The 21,235-nt window shown below is 63.0% G+C and carries 25 protein-coding genes and 1 tRNA gene; 12 read left to right on the top strand and 14 right to left on the bottom strand.

What is annotated here, in order from left to right; all coding sequences use genetic code 11:
• The first annotated feature begins 57 nt into the window (after window positions 1–57).
• Both GO488_RS17755 and GO488_RS17750 read left to right on the top strand, forming a co-directional pair.
• Window positions 58–555, top strand: coding sequence for a Mov34/MPN/PAD-1 family protein (locus GO488_RS17755; RefSeq protein ID WP_162319186.1), 498 nt, complete (start codon window positions 58–60; stop codon window positions 553–555).
• Window positions 552–983: an FAD synthase family protein gene (locus tag GO488_RS17750; RefSeq protein WP_162319185.1), complete on the top strand. Its 432-nt coding sequence runs from the start codon at window positions 552–554 to the stop codon at window positions 981–983. Before GO488_RS17755 ends, GO488_RS17750 begins: the two co-directional genes overlap by 4 nt.
• Window positions 984–1,004: 21 nt before the next feature.
• Here the strand turns inward: GO488_RS17750 and GO488_RS17745 are convergent, their stop codons facing one another.
• The gene (locus GO488_RS17745) at window positions 1,005–2,165 is read right to left on the bottom strand and encodes a pyridoxal phosphate-dependent aminotransferase (protein ID WP_162319184.1); all 1,161 of its coding nucleotides are present in this window, start codon (window positions 2,163–2,165) and stop codon (window positions 1,005–1,007) included.
• Complete coding sequence (gene ribH / locus GO488_RS17740; protein ID WP_162319183.1) at window positions 2,162–2,566, bottom strand: 6,7-dimethyl-8-ribityllumazine synthase; 405 nt, start codon at window positions 2,564–2,566, stop codon at window positions 2,162–2,164. The genes GO488_RS17745 and ribH overlap by 4 nt, the downstream gene beginning before the upstream one ends.
• Before the next feature lie 90 nt (window positions 2,567–2,656).
• Here ribH and GO488_RS17735 point away from each other — a divergent pair, with 90 nt between their 5' ends.
• Window positions 2,657–4,594 carry a flippase activity-associated protein Agl23 gene (locus GO488_RS17735; protein WP_162319182.1) on the top strand — a complete coding sequence of 646 codons (1,938 nt, stop codon included), beginning with the start codon at window positions 2,657–2,659 and terminating at the stop codon, window positions 4,592–4,594.
• A gap of 96 nt (window positions 4,595–4,690) precedes the next feature.
• Complete coding sequence (locus GO488_RS17730; protein WP_162319181.1) at window positions 4,691–5,842, top strand: 5-(carboxyamino)imidazole ribonucleotide synthase; 1,152 nt, start codon at window positions 4,691–4,693, stop codon at window positions 5,840–5,842.
• 69 nt (window positions 5,843–5,911) lie between these two features.
• Here GO488_RS17730 and GO488_RS17725 read toward each other — a convergent pair whose 3' ends face one another.
• Window positions 5,912–6,211 (bottom strand): cyclase, encoded by a 300-nt coding sequence (locus tag GO488_RS17725; RefSeq protein ID WP_162319180.1) that lies wholly within the window; start codon window positions 6,209–6,211, stop codon window positions 5,912–5,914.
• 151 nt (window positions 6,212–6,362) lie between these two features.
• On the opposite strand from GO488_RS17725, the gene GO488_RS17720 reads away from it, so the two are divergent.
• On the top strand, window positions 6,363–6,794 hold the full coding sequence (locus GO488_RS17720) for a plastocyanin/azurin family copper-binding protein (RefSeq protein WP_162319179.1): 432 nt from the start codon (window positions 6,363–6,365) through the stop codon (window positions 6,792–6,794).
• 43 nt (window positions 6,795–6,837) lie between these two features.
• On the opposite strand, the gene GO488_RS17715 is transcribed toward GO488_RS17720, so the two are convergent.
• From GO488_RS17715 to GO488_RS17700, 4 genes are read right to left on the bottom strand one after another with little or no spacing between them, the layout of a single operon-like run.
• A complete protein-coding gene (locus GO488_RS17715; protein WP_162319178.1) occupies window positions 6,838–7,482 on the bottom strand; it encodes a 30S ribosomal protein S3ae in 645 nt (214 codons plus the stop codon).
• A complete protein-coding gene (locus GO488_RS17710; protein WP_162319177.1) occupies window positions 7,475–7,720 on the bottom strand; it encodes a KEOPS complex subunit Pcc1 in 246 nt (81 codons plus the stop codon). Before GO488_RS17710 ends, GO488_RS17715 begins: the two co-directional genes overlap by 8 nt.
• Complete coding sequence (locus GO488_RS17705) at window positions 7,717–8,835, bottom strand: hypothetical protein (RefSeq protein WP_162319176.1); 1,119 nt, start codon at window positions 8,833–8,835, stop codon at window positions 7,717–7,719. The genes GO488_RS17710 and GO488_RS17705 overlap by 4 nt, the downstream gene beginning before the upstream one ends.
• Window positions 8,835–9,305, bottom strand: a complete 471-nt coding sequence (locus GO488_RS17700) for a 30S ribosomal protein S15 (protein WP_162319175.1) — start codon at window positions 9,303–9,305, stop codon at window positions 8,835–8,837. Before GO488_RS17700 ends, GO488_RS17705 begins: the two co-directional genes overlap by 1 nt.
• Window positions 9,306–9,529: 224 nt before the next feature.
• Between GO488_RS17700 and GO488_RS17695 the strand changes: the two genes are divergently transcribed.
• The 4 genes from GO488_RS17695 to GO488_RS17680 all read left to right on the top strand — a co-directional run bounded on the left by GO488_RS17695 (window position 9,530) and on the right by GO488_RS17680 (window position 13,849).
• The gene (locus GO488_RS17695) at window positions 9,530–10,069 is read left to right on the top strand and encodes a DUF4382 domain-containing protein (RefSeq protein WP_162319174.1); all 540 of its coding nucleotides are present in this window, start codon (window positions 9,530–9,532) and stop codon (window positions 10,067–10,069) included.
• Between the two features lie 88 nt (window positions 10,070–10,157).
• Window positions 10,158–10,898: a DUF7289 family protein gene (locus tag GO488_RS17690; protein ID WP_162319173.1), complete on the top strand. Its 741-nt coding sequence runs from the start codon at window positions 10,158–10,160 to the stop codon at window positions 10,896–10,898.
• Between the two features lie 35 nt (window positions 10,899–10,933).
• The gene (locus GO488_RS17685) at window positions 10,934–11,905 is read left to right on the top strand and encodes a DUF7305 domain-containing protein (RefSeq protein WP_162319172.1); all 972 of its coding nucleotides are present in this window, start codon (window positions 10,934–10,936) and stop codon (window positions 11,903–11,905) included.
• Between the two features lie 111 nt (window positions 11,906–12,016).
• The gene (locus GO488_RS17680) at window positions 12,017–13,849 is read left to right on the top strand and encodes a DUF7289 family protein (protein WP_162319171.1); all 1,833 of its coding nucleotides are present in this window, start codon (window positions 12,017–12,019) and stop codon (window positions 13,847–13,849) included.
• A 29-nt stretch (window positions 13,850–13,878) separates the two neighbouring features.
• On the opposite strand, the gene GO488_RS17675 is transcribed toward GO488_RS17680, so the two are convergent.
• From GO488_RS17675 to GO488_RS17655, 5 genes are read right to left on the bottom strand one after another with little or no spacing between them, the layout of a single operon-like run.
• Window positions 13,879–14,631 (bottom strand): DUF7289 family protein, encoded by a 753-nt coding sequence (locus GO488_RS17675; RefSeq protein WP_162319170.1) that lies wholly within the window; start codon window positions 14,629–14,631, stop codon window positions 13,879–13,881.
• Window positions 14,624–15,067, bottom strand: a complete 444-nt coding sequence (locus GO488_RS17670; RefSeq protein ID WP_162319169.1) for a DUF7266 family protein — start codon at window positions 15,065–15,067, stop codon at window positions 14,624–14,626. The genes GO488_RS17675 and GO488_RS17670 overlap by 8 nt, the downstream gene beginning before the upstream one ends.
• On the bottom strand, window positions 15,060–16,079 hold the full coding sequence (locus GO488_RS17665) for a DUF7261 family protein (protein WP_241692969.1): 1,020 nt from the start codon (window positions 16,077–16,079) through the stop codon (window positions 15,060–15,062). The genes GO488_RS17670 and GO488_RS17665 overlap by 8 nt, the downstream gene beginning before the upstream one ends.
• Window positions 16,067–16,654 (bottom strand): DUF7288 family protein, encoded by a 588-nt coding sequence (locus GO488_RS17660; protein WP_162319168.1) that lies wholly within the window; start codon window positions 16,652–16,654, stop codon window positions 16,067–16,069. The genes GO488_RS17665 and GO488_RS17660 overlap by 13 nt, the downstream gene beginning before the upstream one ends.
• A 1-nt stretch (window position 16,655) precedes the next feature.
• Complete coding sequence (locus tag GO488_RS17655) at window positions 16,656–17,201, bottom strand: DUF7287 family protein (protein ID WP_162319167.1); 546 nt, start codon at window positions 17,199–17,201, stop codon at window positions 16,656–16,658.
• Between the two features lie 243 nt (window positions 17,202–17,444).
• Between GO488_RS17655 and GO488_RS17650 the strand changes: the two genes are divergently transcribed.
• A tRNA-Ala gene (locus tag GO488_RS17650) sits at window positions 17,445–17,516 on the top strand.
• Between the two features lie 363 nt (window positions 17,517–17,879).
• Here GO488_RS17650 and GO488_RS17645 read toward each other — a convergent pair.
• Both GO488_RS17645 and GO488_RS17640 read right to left on the bottom strand, forming a co-directional pair.
• Window positions 17,880–18,203 carry a transcriptional regulator gene (locus GO488_RS17645; protein ID WP_206674436.1) on the bottom strand — a complete coding sequence of 108 codons (324 nt, stop codon included), beginning with the start codon at window positions 18,201–18,203 and terminating at the stop codon, window positions 17,880–17,882.
• 140 nt (window positions 18,204–18,343) lie between these two features.
• Entirely contained in the window at window positions 18,344–18,868 is a 525-nt protein-coding gene (locus GO488_RS17640; RefSeq protein WP_194242925.1) for a hypothetical protein, read from the bottom strand.
• Window positions 18,869–19,279: 411 nt separating this feature from the next.
• Between GO488_RS17640 and GO488_RS17635 the strand changes: the two genes are divergently transcribed.
• Window positions 19,280–20,128, top strand: a complete 849-nt coding sequence (locus GO488_RS17635; protein WP_162319166.1) for a hypothetical protein — start codon at window positions 19,280–19,282, stop codon at window positions 20,126–20,128.
• Window positions 20,125–21,099 carry a hypothetical protein gene (locus GO488_RS17630; RefSeq protein ID WP_162319165.1) on the top strand — a complete coding sequence of 325 codons (975 nt, stop codon included), beginning with the start codon at window positions 20,125–20,127 and terminating at the stop codon, window positions 21,097–21,099. Before GO488_RS17635 ends, GO488_RS17630 begins: the two co-directional genes overlap by 4 nt.
• The last annotated feature ends 136 nt before the right edge of the window (window positions 21,100–21,235 follow it).

Below are 21,235 nucleotides of genomic sequence, written 5' to 3'. Positions count from 1 at the left end.
CCGACCGGATATGCAGAGAGCGGAACCCTTAGAACGCCGCCGGTCCCACGTTCTCGCATGGGGCTGTTTCGCTCGGGCGGCATCGTCGGTATCGCCAGATCGGCGCTGGATTTCGCGCGAGCGGCGTCCGAGGAATCCCACCCGAACGAGTACATGGGCCTGCTCAGGGGCGACGACGCCGAGAAAGTCGGACTCGACGAGGACGGGACTGTCCTCACCGACGTGCTCGTCATCCCCGGGACGGAGTCGAACCCGGTTAGCGCGACGGTCAAGACGAGCATGGTGCCGAACGACATGCGCGCGGCGGGGTCGATCCACTCCCATCCCAACGGCGTTCTGAAGCCCAGTGACGCCGACCTCCAGACGTTCGGCCGCGGCGACGTCCACGTCATCGTCGGCTACCCGTACGGGCCGGACGACTGGCAGGCCTTCGATAACGAAGGAGAACCCGTCGAGCTACCGGTGCTCGACGTCGAACCGCCCGAGGAGGCCTTCTTCGACTTCGACCAGTCCGACATCGACGCCGAGTTGCGCGAGGAGGAGTTCGACTCGTGACCCGCGTCGTCGCGCAGGGCACCTTCGACATCCTCCACCCCGGTCACGTCCACTATCTGCGGGACGCGAAGGCGATGGGCGACGAACTCCACGTCATCGTCGCGCGCTCGGTCAACGTCACGCACAAGGAACCGCCGATCGTGCCGGACGAGCAGCGCCGGCAGATGGTCGGCGCGCTCAAGCCGGTCGACGAGGCGCATCTGGGCCATCCGGAGGACATCTTCGTCCCCATCGAGCGCATCGAACCCGACGTCATCGCATTGGGGTACGACCAGCACCACGACGACGAGAAACTCCGGGCCGCCCTCGCCGACCGCGGCATCGACTGCGAGATCCGCCGCGCGAGCCCGCTCGATCGGGACGAGGAAGCGCGGTTGCTCTCGACGGGTCAGATAATCGAGAAAGTAATCGACGAGCGCTGCGAGTGAGCGGTTCGGCCGTTTCGCTTCTCAGATGAGGTCGTGTTCGGCCAGTCGGTCGACCGCCTCTTCGAGTCGCTCCTTGCTGTTGGCGTACGAGATACGCGCGTAGCCGGGCGTCCCGAACGCGCTGCCGGGGACGGTAGCGACCTGCGCGTCCGAGATGGCGGCATCGCACCACTCGGCGTCGTCGCCGTCGGGGGCGACTTCGGGCATCATGTAGAACGCGCCCTGCGGTTCGGGGACGTGGACGCCGTGGTCCTCGAACAGTTCGATGAGGAACTCCCGCCGGTCGGCGAACGCCTCGACCATCTCCTCGACGGCGTCGTCGGTGTTGGTGAGCGCCTCGACGCCCGCGTGCTGGACGAAGTTGACCGCACAGGAGACCGAGTGCGAGTGGACTTTCCCGGCCTGTGAGACGAGTTCTTCGGGGCCGGCGAAGTAGCCCAGTCGCCAGCCGGTCATCGAGTAGGCCTTCGAGAAGCCGTTGAGCGTGACCGTCCGGTCCTCCATCCCGTCGAGGGTGCCGAGGCTCGTCGCCTCGACGCCGTCGTAGGTGATCTCCTTGTAGATCTCGTCGGAGATGACGGTGATGTCGTGTTCGACGGCGAGGTCGCGGACGCCCTCCAGCGCCTCGTCGGAGTAGACGGCCCCGTGGGGGTTGCCCGGCGAATTGACGACCAGCAGTTGGGTGTCGTCCGAGACGGCGTCGGCGAGGTCGTCGAGCGCGCCCTCCAGTTGGAAGTCGTGGGCGGCCGTGTCGACCCGGGTCAGCGTGCCGCCGGCGAGTTTCGCCATCGCCTCGTAGGAGACCCACGCCGGGTCCAGCAGGGCGACCTCGTCACCGTCGTCGATGATGGTCTGGAAGATCTCGTAGAGGGCCTGCTTGCCCCCGGGCGTGACGATGAGGTTGTCCTCCTCGTACTGCGTGAGCCCGTCGTCGTGGAGCTTCTCGACGAGGGCCTCCTTGAGCTCGGGGATGCCGTTCGAGGGGGTGTAGCCGGTGTGGCCCGCATCGAGGGCCGCCTTGGCGGCGTCCTTGATGTTCTCGGGCGTGTCGAAGTCCGGTTCGCCGACCGAGAGGTCGACGACGTCCTTGCCCTCGGCCTCGAGTTCGGCGGCCTTGTTGCTGATCGCGAGTGTCGCACTCGGCTCTACGCGTTCGACGCGGGATGCGAAGTCCATAGTCATAGGTTTGCGAGTTCGATGGCGCTCGTGACGGCCGAGCCACCCTTGTCGGTGCGTGCCTCGGCTTCGTCCTTGCTCATGCCCGGTCCGATGATGCCCAGCGTGACGGGGGTGTCTCGCTGCAGCGAGACGTCGGTCAGGCCCTGTGCGGCGGCGTCGGCGATGACCTGGTCGTGGTCCGTGTCGCCTTCGATGATGACGCCGAGCACCGCGACGGCGTCCACGTCCTCCCGACGCGCCAGTCGGTCGGCCGCGAGCGGCGTGTCGTAGGCTCCCGGGACCGAGATAGTCTCGACGATATCGGCGTCTCGGTCGGCCGCGGCCGCGTTGGCCGACTGTCTCATCGCCTCGATGACCGCGCCGTGTTTGTCGTACTGGGCGACGACCAGTCCGAGCTGCACCATACCTGTGTGGGTGGCTGTCGTCCCTAAAGACCTACCGTTACGAGACGGGAAACCAGAAGGATTCTAAGCCCCGCTGTGCTTTCTGCCGGTATGGCTTCGTCGAGCGGCGTGCTGTCGCCCCTCCAAGATGTTCGCCGACGGGTCGGCGCGTGGACGAGAGACGACGACCACGCGACGCTGAAGCTCGTCACTGGAATCACGCTGCTCGGACTCGCCTTGCGACTCGCCTTCCTCGGCCAGCGCGTCGCCCACTTCGACGAGGGCCGGGTCGCCTACTGGGCGTGGCACTACGGCGAGAGCGGCTCCTTCGCCTACCGCTACATCATCCACGGGCCGTTCATCCAGCACGTCGACAGCTGGGTGTTCGCGCTCGTCGGGACCAGCGACTTCGCGATGCGCCTGCCCGTCGCCGTCGTCGGCGGGCTCCTCCCGCTGTCGGCGCTTCTGTTCCGCCGACACCTCCGCCGGAGCGAGACCGTCGCGATGGCGCTCTTGCTCGCCATCAACCCGCTCCTGCTCTACTACTCGCGGTTCATGCGCAGCGACGTGCTCGTCGCGGCGTTCATGTTCGTCGCCTTCGGCCTGTTCGTCCGGTTCTACGACACGCGACTCCCGCGCTACCTCTACGCGGCGTCGGCGTTCATGGCCTTGGGCTTCGCCTCGAAGGAGAACGCGCTCGTCTACGTCGTGACGTGGCTCGGCGCGAGCGGCCTGCTCCTGGCGAAGGTGATCGTGTTACCGAACGGCTACCGCGACGCGATCCTCTTCAGCACCGATACGCCCTCTTCCGGCGAGATTCGGGCACGGGTCGTCGGCGGCGCGAAGGACCGGATCGACGCCGGTCGCGGGGCGATCCGCTCGTTCCGGACGCGCCACGACAGCGCCGCGAAGGTAGTGGGCGCGTACGCCGGCCACCTCGTCCTCGCCGTCCTGCTGTTCGGGTTCGTCTCGCTGTTCTTTTACGCGCCCCGGGGTGCGGGCGTTCCCGGCATCGAACACCCGCCAGTCCCCGCCAGCGAGGGGACGGTCGGCTTCTGGGAGGGCATTACCAACCCGGCGCTGTTCGGCGACTTGCTACAGGTGACCGTCGACCGCGTCGCCGACCAGTGGGGTGAGTGGCTCCAGCCGGCCTCCGAGAAGACGTCGGACAGCTACGTGAGCCACTTCGGGGTGTATCTGAAGGCGCTCGGCTTCGGGTCTGCGGCGCTCGCGCTCCTCGCCGGCGTGGGCTACGCGCTCGACCGACTGGGCTACACCGCGCCGCGTCACCTCGTCCCGTTCCTCTTCTACGCGGGGTTCGTCTCCATCTTCGGCTACCCGCTGGGGACCGACATCGGCGCGCCGTGGCTCGCGGTCCACACCGCCGTCCCGTTCGCGTTGCCCGCGGCGGTCGGCCTCGCGGCGATCTTCCGCTGGGGGTTGGACGCGCTCTCCTCGGACGACGCGGAGGGCGTCGGCATCACCGCCATCGCCTTCTTCCTGGTGATCCTGTTCGTCACTAACGCCGCCGTGACGCAGGTCTACACGAACGCGACCACCGACGGGAACCCGCTCGTCCAGTACGCCCAGCCGGAGCAGTCGCTCCGCGAGGAACTGACCGAGATGCACCGCATCTCCCAGACTCACGACAGCGGCCCCGACGTGGTCGTCTACCACGGCGAATCGGGCGACGACTACGACGGCGGCAACGCCTACGTCAAGCAGAGCCGCGACGACTGGAACGAGTCGTGGTGGAACACGCAGCCGACGTGCATCAAGTGGTACAACATGCTCCCGATGCCGTGGTACTTCGCGTCGAGCGACGCGCAGGTGGCCTGCGAGAACGGCGCGACCGCGCTCGGGACGCGGATCCAGCAGAACCAGCCGCCGATCGTCATCACGCAGGAGTTCGACTCGACGGTCCCCCGCGACCGCCTGCGGGCGGCCGGCTACGAGAACGAGACGTACTCGATGCGGACCAGCGGCTACAAGAACGTCTTCACGGTCTGGACTCACGAGGAGTACGTCCGCAACGAGACGGCGCGTTAGCGAACCGTTCTCGGTCTCTCACCGTTTTCACCGCCCGCCCCACTTACCTCGTCACAGAAATCAACGCTTAAGCACGCTCCTGCGAAAGCGCGCCACATGACACGCACGTCTCCCGGCCCGACCCTCGGCGTGGTCGGCGGGGGTCAACTCGGTCGTATGATGGGCGAAGCAGCGGCGCCGCTCGGCGTCGAACTCGTCGTCGCGGACCCGACGCCGGACTGTCCGGCCAGTCCGGTCGTCCGCGACCAGTTGGTCGGCGGGTTCGAGGACGAGGAGACCTTCCGCGACCTCGCGGAGCGAGCGGACGTCCTCACCTTCGAGATCGAACTGGCGGACCCGGACGTCCTCGAACGCGTCGCAGAGGAAACGGACACGCCCGTCCATCCGAAGCCCGAGACGCTCCGGACGATACAGGACAAGCTCGTCCAGAAGCGGCGGCTCTCGGAGGCCGGCGTCCCCGTCCCCGACTTTCGCGCCGTCGAGACGGCCGACGAGCTGCGCGAGGCCTGCGAGGAACTCGGCTACCCGGCGATGCTCAAGGCCCGCACCGGCGGCTACGACGGCCGCGGGAACGTCCCCGTCTCCGGCCCCGAGGACGTCGAGGCGGCCATCGACGACGTGGCCGGGCCGGCGATGGTCGAGGAGATGATCGACTTCGAGCGGGAACTGGCCGTCATGGGCTGTCGCGGCGACGACGAGCGCGACGCCTTCCCGGTGACCGAGACCATTCACGAAGAGGAGATCCTCCGCGAGAGCGTCGCGCCCGCGCGAGCGAGCGAGGCCGTCCAGGAACGCGCCCGCGAAGTGGCGCTCGACGTGCTGGACGCGATGGACGGCCGCGGCGTCTTCGGTATCGAGCTGTTCCAGACGAGCGACGACGAGATCCTCCTCAACGAGATCGCCCCTCGGCCGCACAACTCCGGGCACTGGACCATCGAGGGCTGTCACACCTCGCAGTTCGAACAGCACGTCCGCGCCGTGATGGGTCTCCCGCTCGGATCGACCGAGCAGCGCGATCCGACGGTCTCGACGAACGTCCTCGGCGACGTGGACGAACGCCAGTCCGCGGCGCTGTACGGCGACGAGGCGGTGTTCGCCACCGACCGCGCGCACCTCCACTGGTACGGCAAGCACGAGGTGTACGAGTTACGGAAGATGGGTCACGTCACGATGACCGGCGAGCGCGACGTAGACGAGTTACTGACGGACGTCCGGGAGCTACGCGACGGGTTGACGTTCCGCGAGTGAGCTAGAGACGCGGAGAGACAGCCGAGGGTAAAACGGATTTTCCGCCGCTCGGTACGGGTATCGTTCACTCTACGCTGACTGTTCGGTACCGGTCTTCGCCGCTATCTGTTCGAGGTACGCGATTTCGGGTTCGCCCTGCACGCCCGCTTCGGTCATTTTCTCGCGCAGGTCGTCCGACTGGGCGAACGATCGGGCGTTGGCCATCGTGTCGAACTCGAACAGCATCACGAGGGCGTTCGGGTCAGATTCGGTCCGATACAGTTGATAGCTCTGCTGACCCGACTCGACGCGGAAGTCGTCGTGGTCGTCGAAGTGCGGTTTCCACTCGTCGAAGTTCTCGACGTCGTGCCGGACGAGGATGTACGCCATGTGGTTTCACCGCTAGCTATATTGTTGATGCGGCTACATAATACGGACTTGCCAGTTACACCCCGTCGTAGCCCCGGTACTCGGTCTCCGGCTCTGGCGGCGCTCGCGACGAACCGAGTCGTCTATGTCCGTCCGGTTCCGACGCCGACGTATGGAGCGACGGGCCTTCCTCCGGGCGGTCGGGTCGGCGTCGGTCGTCGGACTCGCGGGATGTATCAGCCGCGGCGCGGACACCGACTACGATATCGGCATGGGCGCGAAGGTGTTCCGACCGGAGCGCTTCGAAGTCGCCCCGGGGACGACCGTGACGTGGCTCAACACGAGCAAGCAGGGCCACTCAGTCACCGCCTACGAGGCGAGCCTCCCGGACGGCGCGGCGTACTTCGCGTCGGGCGGCTTCGACAGCGAGGAGGCCGCTCGCGAGGCGTGGGGGAGCAGTTCCGGCGGGACGCTGTTCGAGGGCCAGCAGTACGAACACACCTTCGAGACGCGCGGGGAGTTCCCGTACTTCTGCATCCCCCACGAGAGCATGGGAATGGTCGGGACGATCGTCGTCACTGACGACCCGGCGACCGAAGAATAGGCGGGTTCGAGTACCGCGAGAAACCGCTCGCGCGAAAGCGCGCTTACGCGTCTTCGACCTCGACGTCTTCCTCGTCGACGTCGACGGTCGCTTCCTCTTCCGCGGCGACTTCCTCGGGGCGCGCTTCGAGGGTCGCTTTCTGGATCTCGACGCGGCGCAGGGGATAGATCTCCTTGGCCTCGCCGTAGATGGCCGAGGAGAGGCGGCCCTCGACGACGCTGTCGATGACCTCTTCGAAGGTCCGCTCCCGAGCGGTCTCCTCGACGAGGTCGATCATCGTGCGGCGGATGGCCTTCTCCTGGGAGGCGTCGGCCTTCTTCGTCGTGACCGCGACGGGCTGGATCTGGACGCGGTAGTCGTCCGTCGTCAGCACGGTGACGAAGGCCTCGACCTTCGAGGAGCCGCGGCGGACGAGCGAGCGCAGGTAGTCCCGCGTCAGCTCGTGCTTGGTGAACTCCGTGTACGCGGAGTCGGAGGCGACCTCGTTGATCTTGAAGGTCAGCTTCGTGTTGTTCTCGCTGGCGTCGTTCTTCAGTTCGCCCAGCGTGGTTTCGATGGTGCGACCGAGCACCTTGTCCGGTTCGTCTGCGGGTGTCTCACCGAGGACTTCCCGGTCGAACTGCTCGGGAGCCTGCACGGTGTACCACCGCTTCTGTTGCTTGCGCTTGGAGACGCTTCGTTCACTCATGGTTGGATTGTGTGGGTTGGTCTGCTAGCTGTGCTGCGACCCGGAGGTTGACGACGTAATCGTCGACCGTCGACTGCAAGCCGCCCGTCGAGTCGCGCTCGACCGTAGTGACGACGGCGTCGCCGTCGACGCGAGTGGTCATCTGGTCGGTGTTGTCCGGCGACACCGCGGCCGCGACGGTCGCGGCGCGGGCGGGCGAGCCGTGCGTCGTGCGGATCTCGGCTCGCTTCCCGGTCATAGTGCCTCCCGGAACGCTTCGATGAGTTCCGACGTCGGCACGTCGAACCGCGCGCGGACGCAGTCGCCGCACTCGACCGCTCGGCCGCCGACGGCGTCCGCCGCGGCCCGCATCGTCGCGGTCAGGTCCCGGCCGTCGGCGGCGCGGGCGGCCGCTTCCCCGTCCGTGACGACGAGCGTCACGGGTTCGGGCCCGCGGAAGTCGGACACGAGGCGGGCGACGGTGCCGACCGGCATCGCGTCGCCGCGCGCGACGAACAGGCCGTCGTACCGGCCGGTCGTCGCCTCGGTGACGGCCGCGTGCGCCCGGCGGGCGTGCGTTCGCCACGCCGAGAGGGCGTCCTCGCGGATGCCCTCGTGGCCGAGCGCGAGCGCGATGCCGACGCCGGGGCGTTCCCGAGCGACGGCGTCCAAGACGTCCGCGTAGCCGCCGATCGTCTCGAAGGGACCGCCCGCGTACGGGCGGAGACCGCGCTGGACCGCGTCGGCCGCCCGCGGCGGCGCGTCGTCCGCGCCGGTGACCGCGAGCGCGACCAGCGACGCGACGCGCCGGTGGTCGTCGTCGGTCGGCTCGGCGGGGAGGTCCAGTTCCGCGAGCGTCGCCCGCGTCCGCTCCTCGTCGCCGGAAAACGGCGCGCGGAGGAGCGTCGAGTGGGCGAGACCGTCGGCGAGGTCCGCCGTCGGAATCGACAGGCCGGGGCGGCGCTCCAGCCCGGCCTGCTCGGCGGCTTCGGCGACCGACCCGTCCAGCTCGCCGCCGGCGATGGTGCCGGCGAGGGCGAGCGGCGAGGCGGTCGCGGTCCCGAGTTCGCGGGCTATCTCGAAGGCCGTCGCGGCCGGACGAGTCGACAGCGCGTGGTCGGCGCTCGAAGGCGAGCGGCCGACGGCGACGGTCACGTCGGCTTCCGTCGTTCGGTCGGGGTCGGTGAATGGGGCGACGACGCTCGCCTGGAACGGCGTTCCGGCGGCGTCGAGTGCCCGCGCCAGCACGCCGGTCCCGGCGAGCGCGTCGCCGGTCGCGTCGCTGACGAGGCGCACGAAGGCGGCCTCGGCGAGCGTCGCGGCGACGTCGCTGGGGGCGGCGGCTGACGGCTGTTCCCGACCGGTGGCCGACATTATTCGTCGTTCAGCAGTGCGACGGCCGTCTCGTAGCTGTAGGTGAAGTCCTCGTCGATCTCGTCACCGCGGTAGTAATCGACGAGACGTCGGATCTTCGACTGCGTGTTCTGGAGCGCGCGCTTGTTCTGGTGGTCGCCGGGGTTCTCGTCCATGTGGTCGCGCAGGCGGACCGCGCGTTCCATCAGGTTACGGAGGTCCTCGGGGAAGTCGGACTTCGCGTCGTTGTCCTCCAGAATCTCGGTGACCTTCCTGCCGGTGGCGAGTTTGACGTCCGGGACGGGTGTGCCCTGGACGCCTTCGTCGCGCAGTTTCAGGCCGATCTCGCTGGGCGAGTGGCCCTGCTCGGCGAGTTCGACGACGCGCTCTTCGACGGCGTCGGCGTCGACGTCGCTCCACTCCGGGGGTTCGTCTGTCGCGGGCTTGTCCGAACCGGACGAGCCGCGACGGCGGGTATGCATTCGTGCCATAGTTGTGAGATTGGAACCGCACGAACCGCTCGTCGCTGCCGGTAGCGAGGCGTATTGGCACCGTTAGATGCCGAACACGGCCGCAATCCCGAGCCGTGGAATCCCACGGCGTGTCAGATTTGCGGTCGCGCTGTTCCCGTCTCTCCGTCGTCGGCGGCGCGACTAAACCGTTTCCATCTCGCCGAGGCGGTAGAACTTTGGGCCGGGATAGCACAGGACGGGTCATGGATCGACGCGCGTTCCTCCGTAGTGCCGCCGCGGCCGGTGTCGCTGTCGCCGGGTGTGGCAGCGACGCGCCGACGGGAACGCTCGCTACCTACGTCAGCGACCGGCCGGGGGCGATCAGCGACTTTACCTCCTGTGTCGTCTCGCTGAGCGAACTCCGGGTCCTCCCGGCCGACGAGACGAACGGGACGGAGGAACACGTGGGTTCGGAACTGGTGTTCAAACTCGACGACGCCGTCGTGAATCTCGTCGAACTGGTCGGCTCGACGTCGACGCTCGCACCGGAACAGGAGCTCGCGACCGGCGAGTACGCCTATCTGAAACTCGGCGTCTCGTCGGTCGAAGCGACTCTCAGCGGCGGCGAGACGGCGATGGTTTCGACCCCTGGTGACGCCGCACTGAAGTTCGATCGCCCCTTCGAAATACGGGCCGGCGAACGGACGCGATTCACTGCGAATTTCGCTCCGGTTCCGGGAAGCGGTCGCGGTCGGTATCTCCTTCGACCGGTGGCGTCGGAGACCACTGTGAGCTACGAGTAGCGTCGCTCGCGGTTCGAGCGCGAGCGGGTTTCGGCGCTCGATACAGTGCGGCGTCTCTTATACCCGAGCGAACCAAGCGATACCCGCCATGTCGATCGGGCGAGCGGCGACGGGAAGCCGGGGACAGAGTCCGGTCGTCGGTTTCGCACTGCTGTTGGCGGTCGTCGCCGTCACGGTGATCGTGGTGGCCGCCATCGGCGGGAGTGCGCTCTCTACGACGCAGTCGCAGTTGGAGACCGAGCGGTCCGCGAGGGCGATGACGCAGTTGGATTCGCAGGCCGAACTCGTCGCACTCGGCGGGTCCAACGTTCAATCCGTCACCCTCCAGCGGGCGGGGCGGGGAACGTACGAGGTCGATGAGACAGCGGGGTGGATGCGCGTCTCCTACGAGAATACGACGGCGGGGACGCAGACGACGGTGTTCAACGAGACGATGGGGGCGTTCGTCTACGACGGAGCGGAGAGTCGGGTCGCTTATCAGGGGGGCGGCGTCTGGCGGCTCAGCGGTGACGGGCGCGCGGAGATGGTCTCGCCGCCCGAGATCAGCTATCGGAACGCGACGCTGACGGTTCCGCTGGTGACCGTGAGCGGAGCCGATTCGATCGACGGCCGAGCGGTCGTCAGGCACGACGGGACGACCCGACACTATCCGACCGCGACGGCGACGAACCCGCTGGACGACGGAGCGGTGACCGTGACCGTCCAGAGCGAGTACTACCGCGCGTGGGGCGAGTACTTCGAGACGCGCACGAGCGGCGACGTCACGTACGACCACGCGAACGGCCGAGTAACGCTCCTCCTGACCGTTCCGACGGACCGCCCGCGATAACTGCCGGCGTCGTCTCCGGATCGCCGGAATCGACGATGACCGTCGAGAACAACGTCCTCATGGACGGATACGACTCTTCGACCGGCGGGTATGGCGGCCCGCCGCCGTCCGGGGGCGCGGCGAAGTTGCTGGTTGCGGGCGACCTCGATATCGAGAAGGGCGACATCTACGGCGACGTCGAGATCGGCGGAACCGTTCGATTCACCCACCCGAACGGTCGTCTCCACGGCGGGAACATCTCCTACGGTGAGGGGCTCTCACCGGACCCGCCGGGGACCAACTGGGACGCCGGTCCCGACAACTGGCGGGCGGCTAACGCCAGCATCGAGGGACCGGATTCGGTCGGGGGTCTCATCGACGCACGGGGGGAGACGCTCCGAGCAACGGACGCGAACGACAACGCGGCGACGGCCACCGTGAGCGCCGGGCGGATTCAGTACGGCGCGGCAGGTCCGGCGGAGACGGCGGTGCTCTCGGCGGGCGCGTACCGCCTCGACGACCTCGTCGTCGGCGGGGATCAGACGCTGGTGTTGGATACGAGCGAGGGTGACATCGACGTCTACGTCGACGGCGAGCTGGCGATAGACCGCGGTGAGATCGCGGTCGTCGGCGACGGCCGAGTGAACGTCTACCTGCAGGGGGACCTCTCGATCGAGGGACGGAACGGTAACCGGGAGGTCCGTACTGGCGGCGAGAACGCGACGCAGTTCTGGGTGTACGCGAACCCCCACGCGACGGCAGAATTTGGCAGCAAGGTCAGCTACACGGGGGTCATCTACGGGCCGGGACGGGGACCCGATCCGGGAGTCGAACTGGACCTGTCGTCGGCTTCCTCGGGCAGCGGAATCTACGGCGCGTTCGTGGGCGACGTGACGACGATAAACAACTTCGACGTCCACTACGACGAGGCGCTCTCGAACACCGAGACCGTCCAGCGGTCCTCGCGGGCGCCCGCGGTCACGTACGTCCACGCTTCGACGAACGGCGTCACCATCACCGCCGAGTAACGGTGCGTGTGGGTATCGTCCCCGATTCCGAACGGTCTGGCTTCGCTCTGCGTACCAGATTCGATAGTTTCGCCGACGAGTTTATCACGAGTGATAAGCAAATAGTGTGTCATGCACAGAGGGTCGGGGACGACTGGAGCGCGGCGAGGGCAGACGGGACCGCTCGGACTCGTTCTCGTTTTCGCGCTGGTGATCGCCTCGACGACGGCGCTGGTGGCGTTCGGAGCGACGGCCATCACGGACACGCAGGACCGCCTCGACAGCGAACGCATGGAGAAGACGATGACGCAGCTGGACTCGCAGGCGGCGCTCGTCGCGCTGGGGGACTCGGAGGTCCAGCAAGTCGATATCAGCGTGCCCGGCAGGCAGGGGTATCTCGTCGATAGCGACGCCGGCCAATTGACGCTCTCCTACGAGAATACGACGACGGGGGCACAGCGGACAGTGTTCTCGACGGAGATGGGCGCGGTCGTCTACGAGCTCTCGGACGGGTCGACGGTCGCGTATCAGGGCGGCGGCGTCTGGCGCTCTGACGACGGCCGCAACTCGGTGATGATCTCGCCGCCGGAGTTCCACTACCGCGAGGCCACGCTGACGCTCCCGCTCGTGACCGTCGACGGCGACGAGCGCGTCGACGGGCGAGCGGTTATCACGCACAATAACTCGACGCGGTACTACCCGAACGAGCGCATCGACAGCGCGTTCACCAACCCGATGGAGAACGGCAAGGTGCAGGTCACGGTGACGAGTACGTACTACCGCGCGTGGGGACAGTACTTCGAGACGCGGACCGACGGGACCGTCCAGTACGACCACGCGAACGACCGGGTCACGCTGACACTCGTAACGCCGCTCCAGAACACCCGGATCACCTCCGCGACGGCGAGCCTGTCCGCCAGCGGCTCGTTCCAGATCAACGGCGGGACGAACACGCAGTGTAGCCCGAGCGTCTACACGAACAGCTACAACTCCAGCGGGACTACCGACGGCTACTGCGCGCAGACGCCGGGCCACGCCGGCGACATCGTCTACGGCGGCGACGTGGACATCAGCAACGGGGCCGGCGGCGACGACATCCGCGGCGACGTCGTCTCGGGCGGCACCGTCTACGTCGGCAACGGCGGCGGGAAGCCGTACGTCTACGGCAACATCAGCTACACCGACAACTGCGAGCGGAGCCTCGCGCACTGCCGGGACCGCATCACGTACGGCGGTGGCAGCCTGAAACAGATCAGCGGTATCGAAGAGGCACCGGCGGTCAACGGCGTCATCCGGACGCGCGTCGAGGAAGTCGCGGCCGACAACGACAACGGAACGACGGGCAACGTCACCGCGGGCGAAGTCGACTTCGGTAACGCGGGGGCGACCGACACGGCCGAACTCGACGCGGGCGTCTACTATCTCGACGAGCTCACCGTCCCCAGCGACAACGAAGTCGTCCTCGACACCACTGGCGGCGATGTCGTCCTCGTCGTCGAGGAGAATGTCTACCTCCACGACCAGGCGAAAATCACCGTCGTCGGCGACGGCAAGGCCAGCGTCTACGTGGGCGGGGCCGGCACAGACGGCAGCGGTCGGCACTTCTACATGGGGTCGAACAGCGCCGTCACGAACGCGGGCGACGACGCGCCGCAGTTCCGCATGTACGGGAAGGACAACTTCACTGCACAGCTCGGAAGCGGGTCCGGCGGGAACCTCGCGAAGTACGTCGGCGTCATCTACGCCCCGCCGGGGAACGCCGGCACCGGGAGCGTCACGCTCGACGGCGGCGAGATCTTCGGCGGCGTCCTCACGGGGACGACCACCATCGACGGCGGGAACGGCGGGAGCATCCACTACGACGAGGCGCTGCGAACCGAACGCGTCCTAGAGCGGAGCGACTCCGTCGTGAAGGTCACGTACATCCACGCGTCGGTCAACGAGGTCAACGTCACGAGCGCCTGACCGAAGGGTTTCTCTCTCCTGCGGTCCGTTCACTGGTCGATCTCGACCGAGATGTCGTGATAGACGACGTAGACGCGGTCTATCGATCCGGGGGCGTACTCGCACTGGATACCACTTCCCACGGAGCTACACGTGAATCCTCGGTCCACGAGGTACTCCTCCCAGAGCGACTGTCGCGGCGAGTTCGCTATCGTCATCCGCACGCCGTCGACCGCGTTGCTCGTGTCCGCGTAGACGACGTCCGTCCGTTCCTCCTTCGTGCGGACGAGGACCGTCGAGCCGCCGAGGCTCTGCGTGCTCGGTCGGTTGAGACCGACAACTGGGAGCAGGACCCGCTCGTTCGAGACGACGAACGGGGGTTTCCGCACGCGAACGCCGCCGCCGCGGGTCGTCCTGAACACCCCGCCGGCTTCGTAGGCGAGCGTCTGGTCGTCGACGCCGCCGTACTCGATCGGGCGGACCGTCCAGCTACCGACGGGAGTGAATCCACCGCCTTCGTCGACGCTGACGGTGACGGTCACGTTGTCGGCGACCACCAACTGCCCCTCGCCGAGGCTGACCTCGGTCGCTCGGCTCGGCGCGCCGTGGCGGTGGATGTCGGCGACGTTGTCCGCGAGGACGTCGAAGGCGCGCTCCGCGTTGTCCATCTGCTCGGCGTCGCGCGTGTCCTGCAAGGCACCGACGCCGGTCACCGAGACCAGCGCGATGGAGGCGACGACGATGCCGAAGATGAGCGTGTAGCTGAGCACCTCGCTCACGGCTCGGTCACTCCGCTCAGTCATCCCGCACCTCCAGTTCGCCGGACCCGTCGTCGTACCGAATCTCGACGACGCCGCCGTCCGAGGTGGACGCCGAGAGGGGCGTCTCCGTCTCTACGTCGACGGTCACCTCGATCTCCGGATTCGTCGACTGCAAGACCACGGCCGGACCGCCGGGATCCAGTTCGATCCGGTAGGTGCTCCCCGCCACTCGCTCCGGGAACGGCTGCTCGACGCTCGCGGTCACCGAGCCGCTGCCGGCCACGACCAAGCGGTCGGTTCGGTGGAGGTCCGAGACCACCTGCTGGCCGATGACCGTGAGTTCGTTTCGGATGACCTGCTCGCGCCGGTCGTCGACGTAATCCCCGCCCGCGATGAGGAGCCCCGAGACGAGGATGGCCGCGATCGCCATCGTGAGCGTGTAGCTGAGCGCCGTCGAGACGGCGCGCGTATCAGACATCCGGCTCACCCGGTGCGACCCTTATATCCGTCTCGTAGCGCATGTCCGCCGTGCTGTACTCGTATCGCACCGTCACGTCGTAGAGCGCGTCGGTCTCGTAGGGCTGACCGCCGCCGAGAACGCCGTCGACGAGCGGGAGGTCCAGTCCCCCGTCGTCGTGGACGACCATCGAGAAGTTCCCCTCTATCTGGCTCGCGTTCCGGAAGTAGACGTCGTACTCGTCGCTCGTGCCGACGCCGGTGCCCGACCCGAAGTGAAAGTTCTCGCCGCTCGGCGCGGTCCCGAGCGCGTCGCAGGGCTCGCCGTCGATAGTCCCCCGAGTGACGTCGATGCGGTAGGTCGGACTGTCGCTGTCGACGGTGACCTCACAGGCCTCCTGTGTCGTCGTGCCGCTCTCGTTACGCAGCGTCCGGACGTGGACGGTGTCGCCGCCCGCCGCGGTCGTCCAGATCTGCATCCGCCAGCTGTTCTCGTTGCCGGTCGCTCCGGACTCGTTGACCTTCACCTCGAAGGGCGTCCCGCTCCCGTCGTCGATACTCGTCGCGTCGATGCGGAACGCGCGGGTGCCGTTGCCGCCGGCGACTCGCTTTACGCCGCCGACGACTTTGTAGTTCGTCGCATTGCTGTCGTCTGTGAACGAACTGGAGTCGTTCTGAGCGATGCGCACTCCTTCCGTCGAGCCCTGTACGGCGACGTTCACCAACCGCCCGCGCCGCACTTCCTGGTGCTCCGTCTGCCCGCTCGTATTCTTCACGGCGTCCTCGACGGCCCCATCGAGGTCACCGCTGTAGTTCTGCCGGTTGGCGATTCTGACGGCGTCGCCGACGTTCGTCTCGACCATCCCGCGCATCTCCAGGGCGTCGTCGCTCCCGGCCGTCTCGCCGCGACTCGCCAGGTTCTCGGAGAAGATGGCGGAGTTGACGATGAGCGCCAGCGCGACGAAGACGACCGCGAGAGCCAGCGCCGTGACGAGGAGCAGCTGTCCGCGCTCCCGCCCTCTCAGATCCGCCACGCGACCACCTCCACTCTGACCGTGTTGTGCAGGTTGTCACCGGTGTCCGGGATCGGATACGTGACGTTCTCCGTTCGCAGCCTCGTCGCGGTGGGTACCCCGTCCTCGTCGTAGAGCGGGTCCGAGTCCACGAGCGTTATCGTCCGCGTCGCGGTCACGGCGTTGTCGCTCGGCACGCCGTTGTAGACGTACCTGCGCGTGATCGACTCGCCGTCGAGGTTCTGAAACCGCAGGTAGACGTTGTAGGCGATGCCCTCGTCGTTGAACGACCGCTCCAGCATCCCCCCGAACGTGTTGTTCGGCGGCGCGCTCGTGTAGTACCCCAGGTCCTCGTTCGCCCCGTGGAACTCTCTCGTGCTGTTGTTCCAGTAGAGCACCGCCGGCTTCAGCGAGTCGGTCCGTGCCGCCGTGGCGAGCACGCCCTGCCCGACCGCCTGCTGTTGGTTCTCGATGTGCTGACTGGACGTGCTGGCCGACAGCGGCGTCACGGCGGTCATCTGCAACGCGAAGATGAGGCTCGTCAGCAACAGCAGCGCCGCGACGGTCGCCTCCAGCGTGTGTGCCTGTCCCCGCATCTCACCACACCCCCACGGAGACGGTCACGTCTCGCCCGTCAAGGGCGACGACGCGCGACGCCGTCACCGACGCGTCGTTGGCTTTCGGCGGCGCGTCGCCTCGCGTGAGAACGACGTCGCCGCCGTCACACGCGGACGTTCCCGCTTCGACGAGCCCCGTATCCGGCTCGTCGCGGTCCCAGCAGAGCACGTCGTCCCCCGACCCCGCCGCCGAGACGTTCCCGCGGACCGTGACGTTCAGACTCTGCCGGTTCTCGTCTAATCCCAGCTGTGATTCGACCGATCCCGAGCCGTAGCTGCACTGTCCCGGACTCGCTCCGTCGAAGAACGCCACGGTGCAGTACTCCTCCAGTACGAACGGCTCGTCGGGGTCGGCCAGAACGCTCTTCGCGAGCTGGTCGGCCACCCTGTTCGAGACGACGGTCTCCTCCTGTGTCCCCTCGGTAAACGGCGCTAAGATGCCGGGGATAAACAGAAAGACGAACAACAACACGGCGAGAAAGAGGCTCATCCCGATGGCGAAATCGAGCGTGGTCTGCCCCCGCATCAGTCTCGCCGCTCCGGTCTGCAGTTACGCTGCCGTCGGCCGCGTGGCCCCTCTCTCGCACTACGCTTGCCGTACATGGATCCCTTGCCGCCACCAAGTCGGTGGTACCTGACAACTTGTCGTACTGGATGCTCTTATCCGTTGCGGCGCTCTCGGTCGAGAGTGCGCTACGCCACCGGTCCGCACGTCTCCGCCGCTTCGATGGGTTTAAGAAACGGCATCGGATACTGAAGCATGCAAGGCGGGCTCGTAGATCAGCGGTAGATCACTCCCTTGGCATGGGAGAGGCCCCGGGTTCAAATCCCGGCGAGTCCATCTGAGTTCTCTCCGTCAACATTCGACGGAGGGCACGGCTCCTTTATAAAGTCCATACACCGTTCAGCGTGTATTTTACCGCTTCTACCCGTTAGAAACGTCCCTTGTTAGGTCCCACCGTCACCTCACCATCCCCTTGCCGTATCCGGATTTCGTACACTCGACTTTTCGAAGTGGTGTATTTGTGTATATGTGCGCCGTGCTGAAAGGGAGAGTAACAACGCATCGAGGTGGAGAGTACTAACCGGCTCGATGCATCTTTACCCCGGTTAGAACATTCATCGGTGCGCGCGAGCGAGTATTAGGTAACTCCGTATGCGAATTTTTCAGCTAAGAGTCAGATATTGCGTTTCGTCTGATAGGCTATATCCAGTCATCTGGAAGCCCGTCTTGGTTCTGATGTATTAGCTCGACTAATGGCGCTATTTCGTCAAAATTCGGTCCTTTTTCAACAATATGGTTCTCTTTGTTCCACTGAATATATTCTCTATCTACTAACATCGGGAGATGACTGTGGTAAAGTTGAATCTGTAACCTGCTTAGTTCTCTCTCTCCCGTATGAATATCCTCAGGAACTGTAATATGTTCCTCAGAATCACAGCCAAGTAGAGCTACCAGTAGGCGACGGCGATCTCGATTTTGAAGACACTTCAGCATTGTATCCCAACTGGTTTGGAACTCTGTCACACACCGCATAAGAAAGAACAGTCAGATAGAGATATGGCTTGCATTTTAACGGCGGTAAATAACTCATTGAGGTGTGCGGGTGCGTGTTGAGTGACCAGATGTGCAATTTCTCTGGGCATTATACAAATCACCTATCTGTATTATAAAGTAATCACTTCTCCTTGTGGTGTAGGTGTTGATAGGTCTGTCTGTGAGTCAACAGCCCACATCGTTGATTTTCCTTTCCAGTTGATTTTTAGTTGTGGCGTTTGATCTGATTTTATCATACCAACAACCCAGCCAGAGACAGTATCATTAGCGGCGATATTGGGTCGGTAATTACCTGACGGATATGTTTCTAACTTATGTCCAACTATGCCGAGTTCGTATCCATTGTATTCCGACAATCTGTTAAGCTCGGGTAGGTGTCCACCCTCTCCGCTCCCGAAGACTCGAATATCATTAATCCCGCCTCTATAGATAACACCATCTTCCTTTTCTAATGTCTCATAGTTTACCGGATTCACATACGGACCATCATGCTCTGCAACGTCTGTATTATGAGCTGAAATCTTGAATAAGGCAAAAATACCGTTTGATGGTGACTTCTTTGTATTGTCGTCAATCGTGACCGTGTTTGAAGTCATGGCATCTGTTACTGTAACTTCAATATCTCCGTAGGTCACGGTCTCTCCAAGTGACTGAGTCCCTGCTTCTGATAGTAATTGCGTAGAGCAACCCGCGAGTAGTATCGGAGCCGAAAGGGAAAGGAATGCTCGTCTATGCATAATGTATACTATTATATGTGTTATAAAATAAGTACCGGATAAGAACAGATTGTAGTATTATAGTGATTAAGTTGATAAACGGCTTCGATCAGACTCCTTCTAATCCAACGCATTGAACGGGGGGAGAACTTAGTGGCCCCTAATATACCCATCAGGATACAACATTGTTGGTACGGGCGGGCGCACTAACGACAGCGATACGCGGAAATCCAGTTTGAGGGATAAATTAACCTACCACCAGAAATGTAAATATTGATGTCCTGTTTTATTTCCCACATCTATTTATCCACTCATTTACTTACAAATCGCATGGCAATTAACAAGCCACCATATGACGCTACAGTAGAAAATATTAGAATGCTATGCGAAGAATGTCGGGACGTATCTAAATCCGGTGATGAGGAGCTTGAAGAGATAGTAGATGATTTAGAGGGTTCCACATTCAATCGTAATCTCGAAGCAGCAGTTTTGCTTGGGTTCTTTGAAGAAGATGAGAATGGGAAATACACTCCTACGAAACGCGGAAAGATGATTGGGTATGGTCCTGATGAGGGACAAGAGACAGACATCTTCCGAGAGATAATCCGAGAGAATGAATTCTATAATGAACTTCTGGAGATCGTAGGTAATGAATTAGATGAGAGTGGTGAGAAGCGCTATCTAACACGTGATAAGGTAATGAGACAAATTGGAATTAATTTTGACTTTGGTGTGGGTGACCGAACAATAGAATCTGCTTCTGGAGTTTTCTTGAAAGTCTTAGATGCTGCTGGACTCGGGACATACAAACGAGGGCAAGGAAGTTATCCAACGAGACTGGAAATTAATGATGAGTACACTGGGTTTGTAGAAAGCATCTCCGCTGATGGGAAATCGGGCGATCCCGATAATAGTGAAGAAGAGAAAGACGACAGTGCAAAACAAACAGAACTGAGTCAGATAGACGAAGATATAGATGGGGCTATGAACGGGGAATCAAAGAATGGGAATTCCGAGCAGTCAGAACCAAGCGAATCCGTTGAAGAGGTTGTTGAAAAAGAGATAGTTGATACACCAGCCGGTGAATCTATTGAAGTTCAGGTGAATATTGAGGTCTCTTCAACAGACTGGGAGAGTGAAGAAGTTATCAAATTCATTGAAGCGATTCAGTCTGAGTGAGGGATAAAATGTTCCCATCGTATCAGGTTCCACCAGAGGACATAGTCGAAGTAGTATTTGCCATCTCTGAATTAGGAGAGGACGCTTCTAAAGAACAGATTTCAGAATTTACTGGGGAATCAACAAGGAAAGTCAGAGAGTCGATCAAGGTACTTCGAGAGCTGAATATCATTGCCAGCGAACAAAACGTTGGTCTTGCAATCCGATATGATAGTCTTATTCAACAACTTTCACCCGACGAGAGAGGTGCTATCATTGAAGAGGCATTAGTTTCGCATCAACCGTTTGTAGATTATGCGTCATACATAGACCAAGGATACACTTCAAAACAGGCCGCACAAAAAGTCCACTCGGCGTATGATGTAGCTAAGAGCCGAGAGTATTTGCAAAAGTACTTCGAACGGCTGGGGGAGTTCTCAGATGTTCTCTCAGAAGACGGAAACTTGGCTGTCGAAATACGCGAGATCCCCGCAAATTCAACAGTCTCAATCGAACAATTACGAGATGCTCTGGATTCAAAACTCGAAATTCGAGTGTACCTTGACGAAATTCTTGGAGATGAAATAATGAATTTTGTTGATAAAGATACCAAAAAAGACCTAACAGATGCATATCTTAAACATGCCAGTGACCCGAGAGCATCAATTAGTGCTGTTGGAAGAGCTTTTGAAGATTTTCTGAGGAATGTTGGGGATACCTTTGGAAGTGATAGTCGTGATTATTCGACTGGGTCCGGAATAATTCCAGTTGGCAACCATTTAGAAGGTGATAATTTAATTAAAAAGATACACAAACGTCGCATTTTTGCCTTTGCCGAATTGCGGAATAAAGGCGGTGCGCATGGGGATGATGCAGAACAATTAGAGAGATGGAAAACATCTCCAGAGGTCAGTCTTAGTCAAGCAATCGAAGCTACCCTCCTTATTAGAAGCATTTACAGATATGCCTCTGAGGGTGAGTTAGTCCTTTGACAGAGGAAACATCGACTACTTTGTAGGTGGAAAGATGCATTGAGGGCGTTGGAGCAGAATGTGAAAAAACAGGTGTATGGAGAGTTTGATCTGAGCGTTTCGGAAGTCTCCCTATACTACCCATTAGCCAGACTTC

Origin of the sequence: Haloarcula limicola (genome assembly GCF_010119205.1) — an archaeon.
Taxonomy (GTDB): domain Archaea; phylum Halobacteriota; class Halobacteria; order Halobacteriales; family Haloarculaceae; genus Haloarcula; species Haloarcula limicola.
The sequence above is the reverse complement of the archived record's forward strand: the minus strand, read 5'-3'. Positions and strand labels throughout refer to the sequence as shown.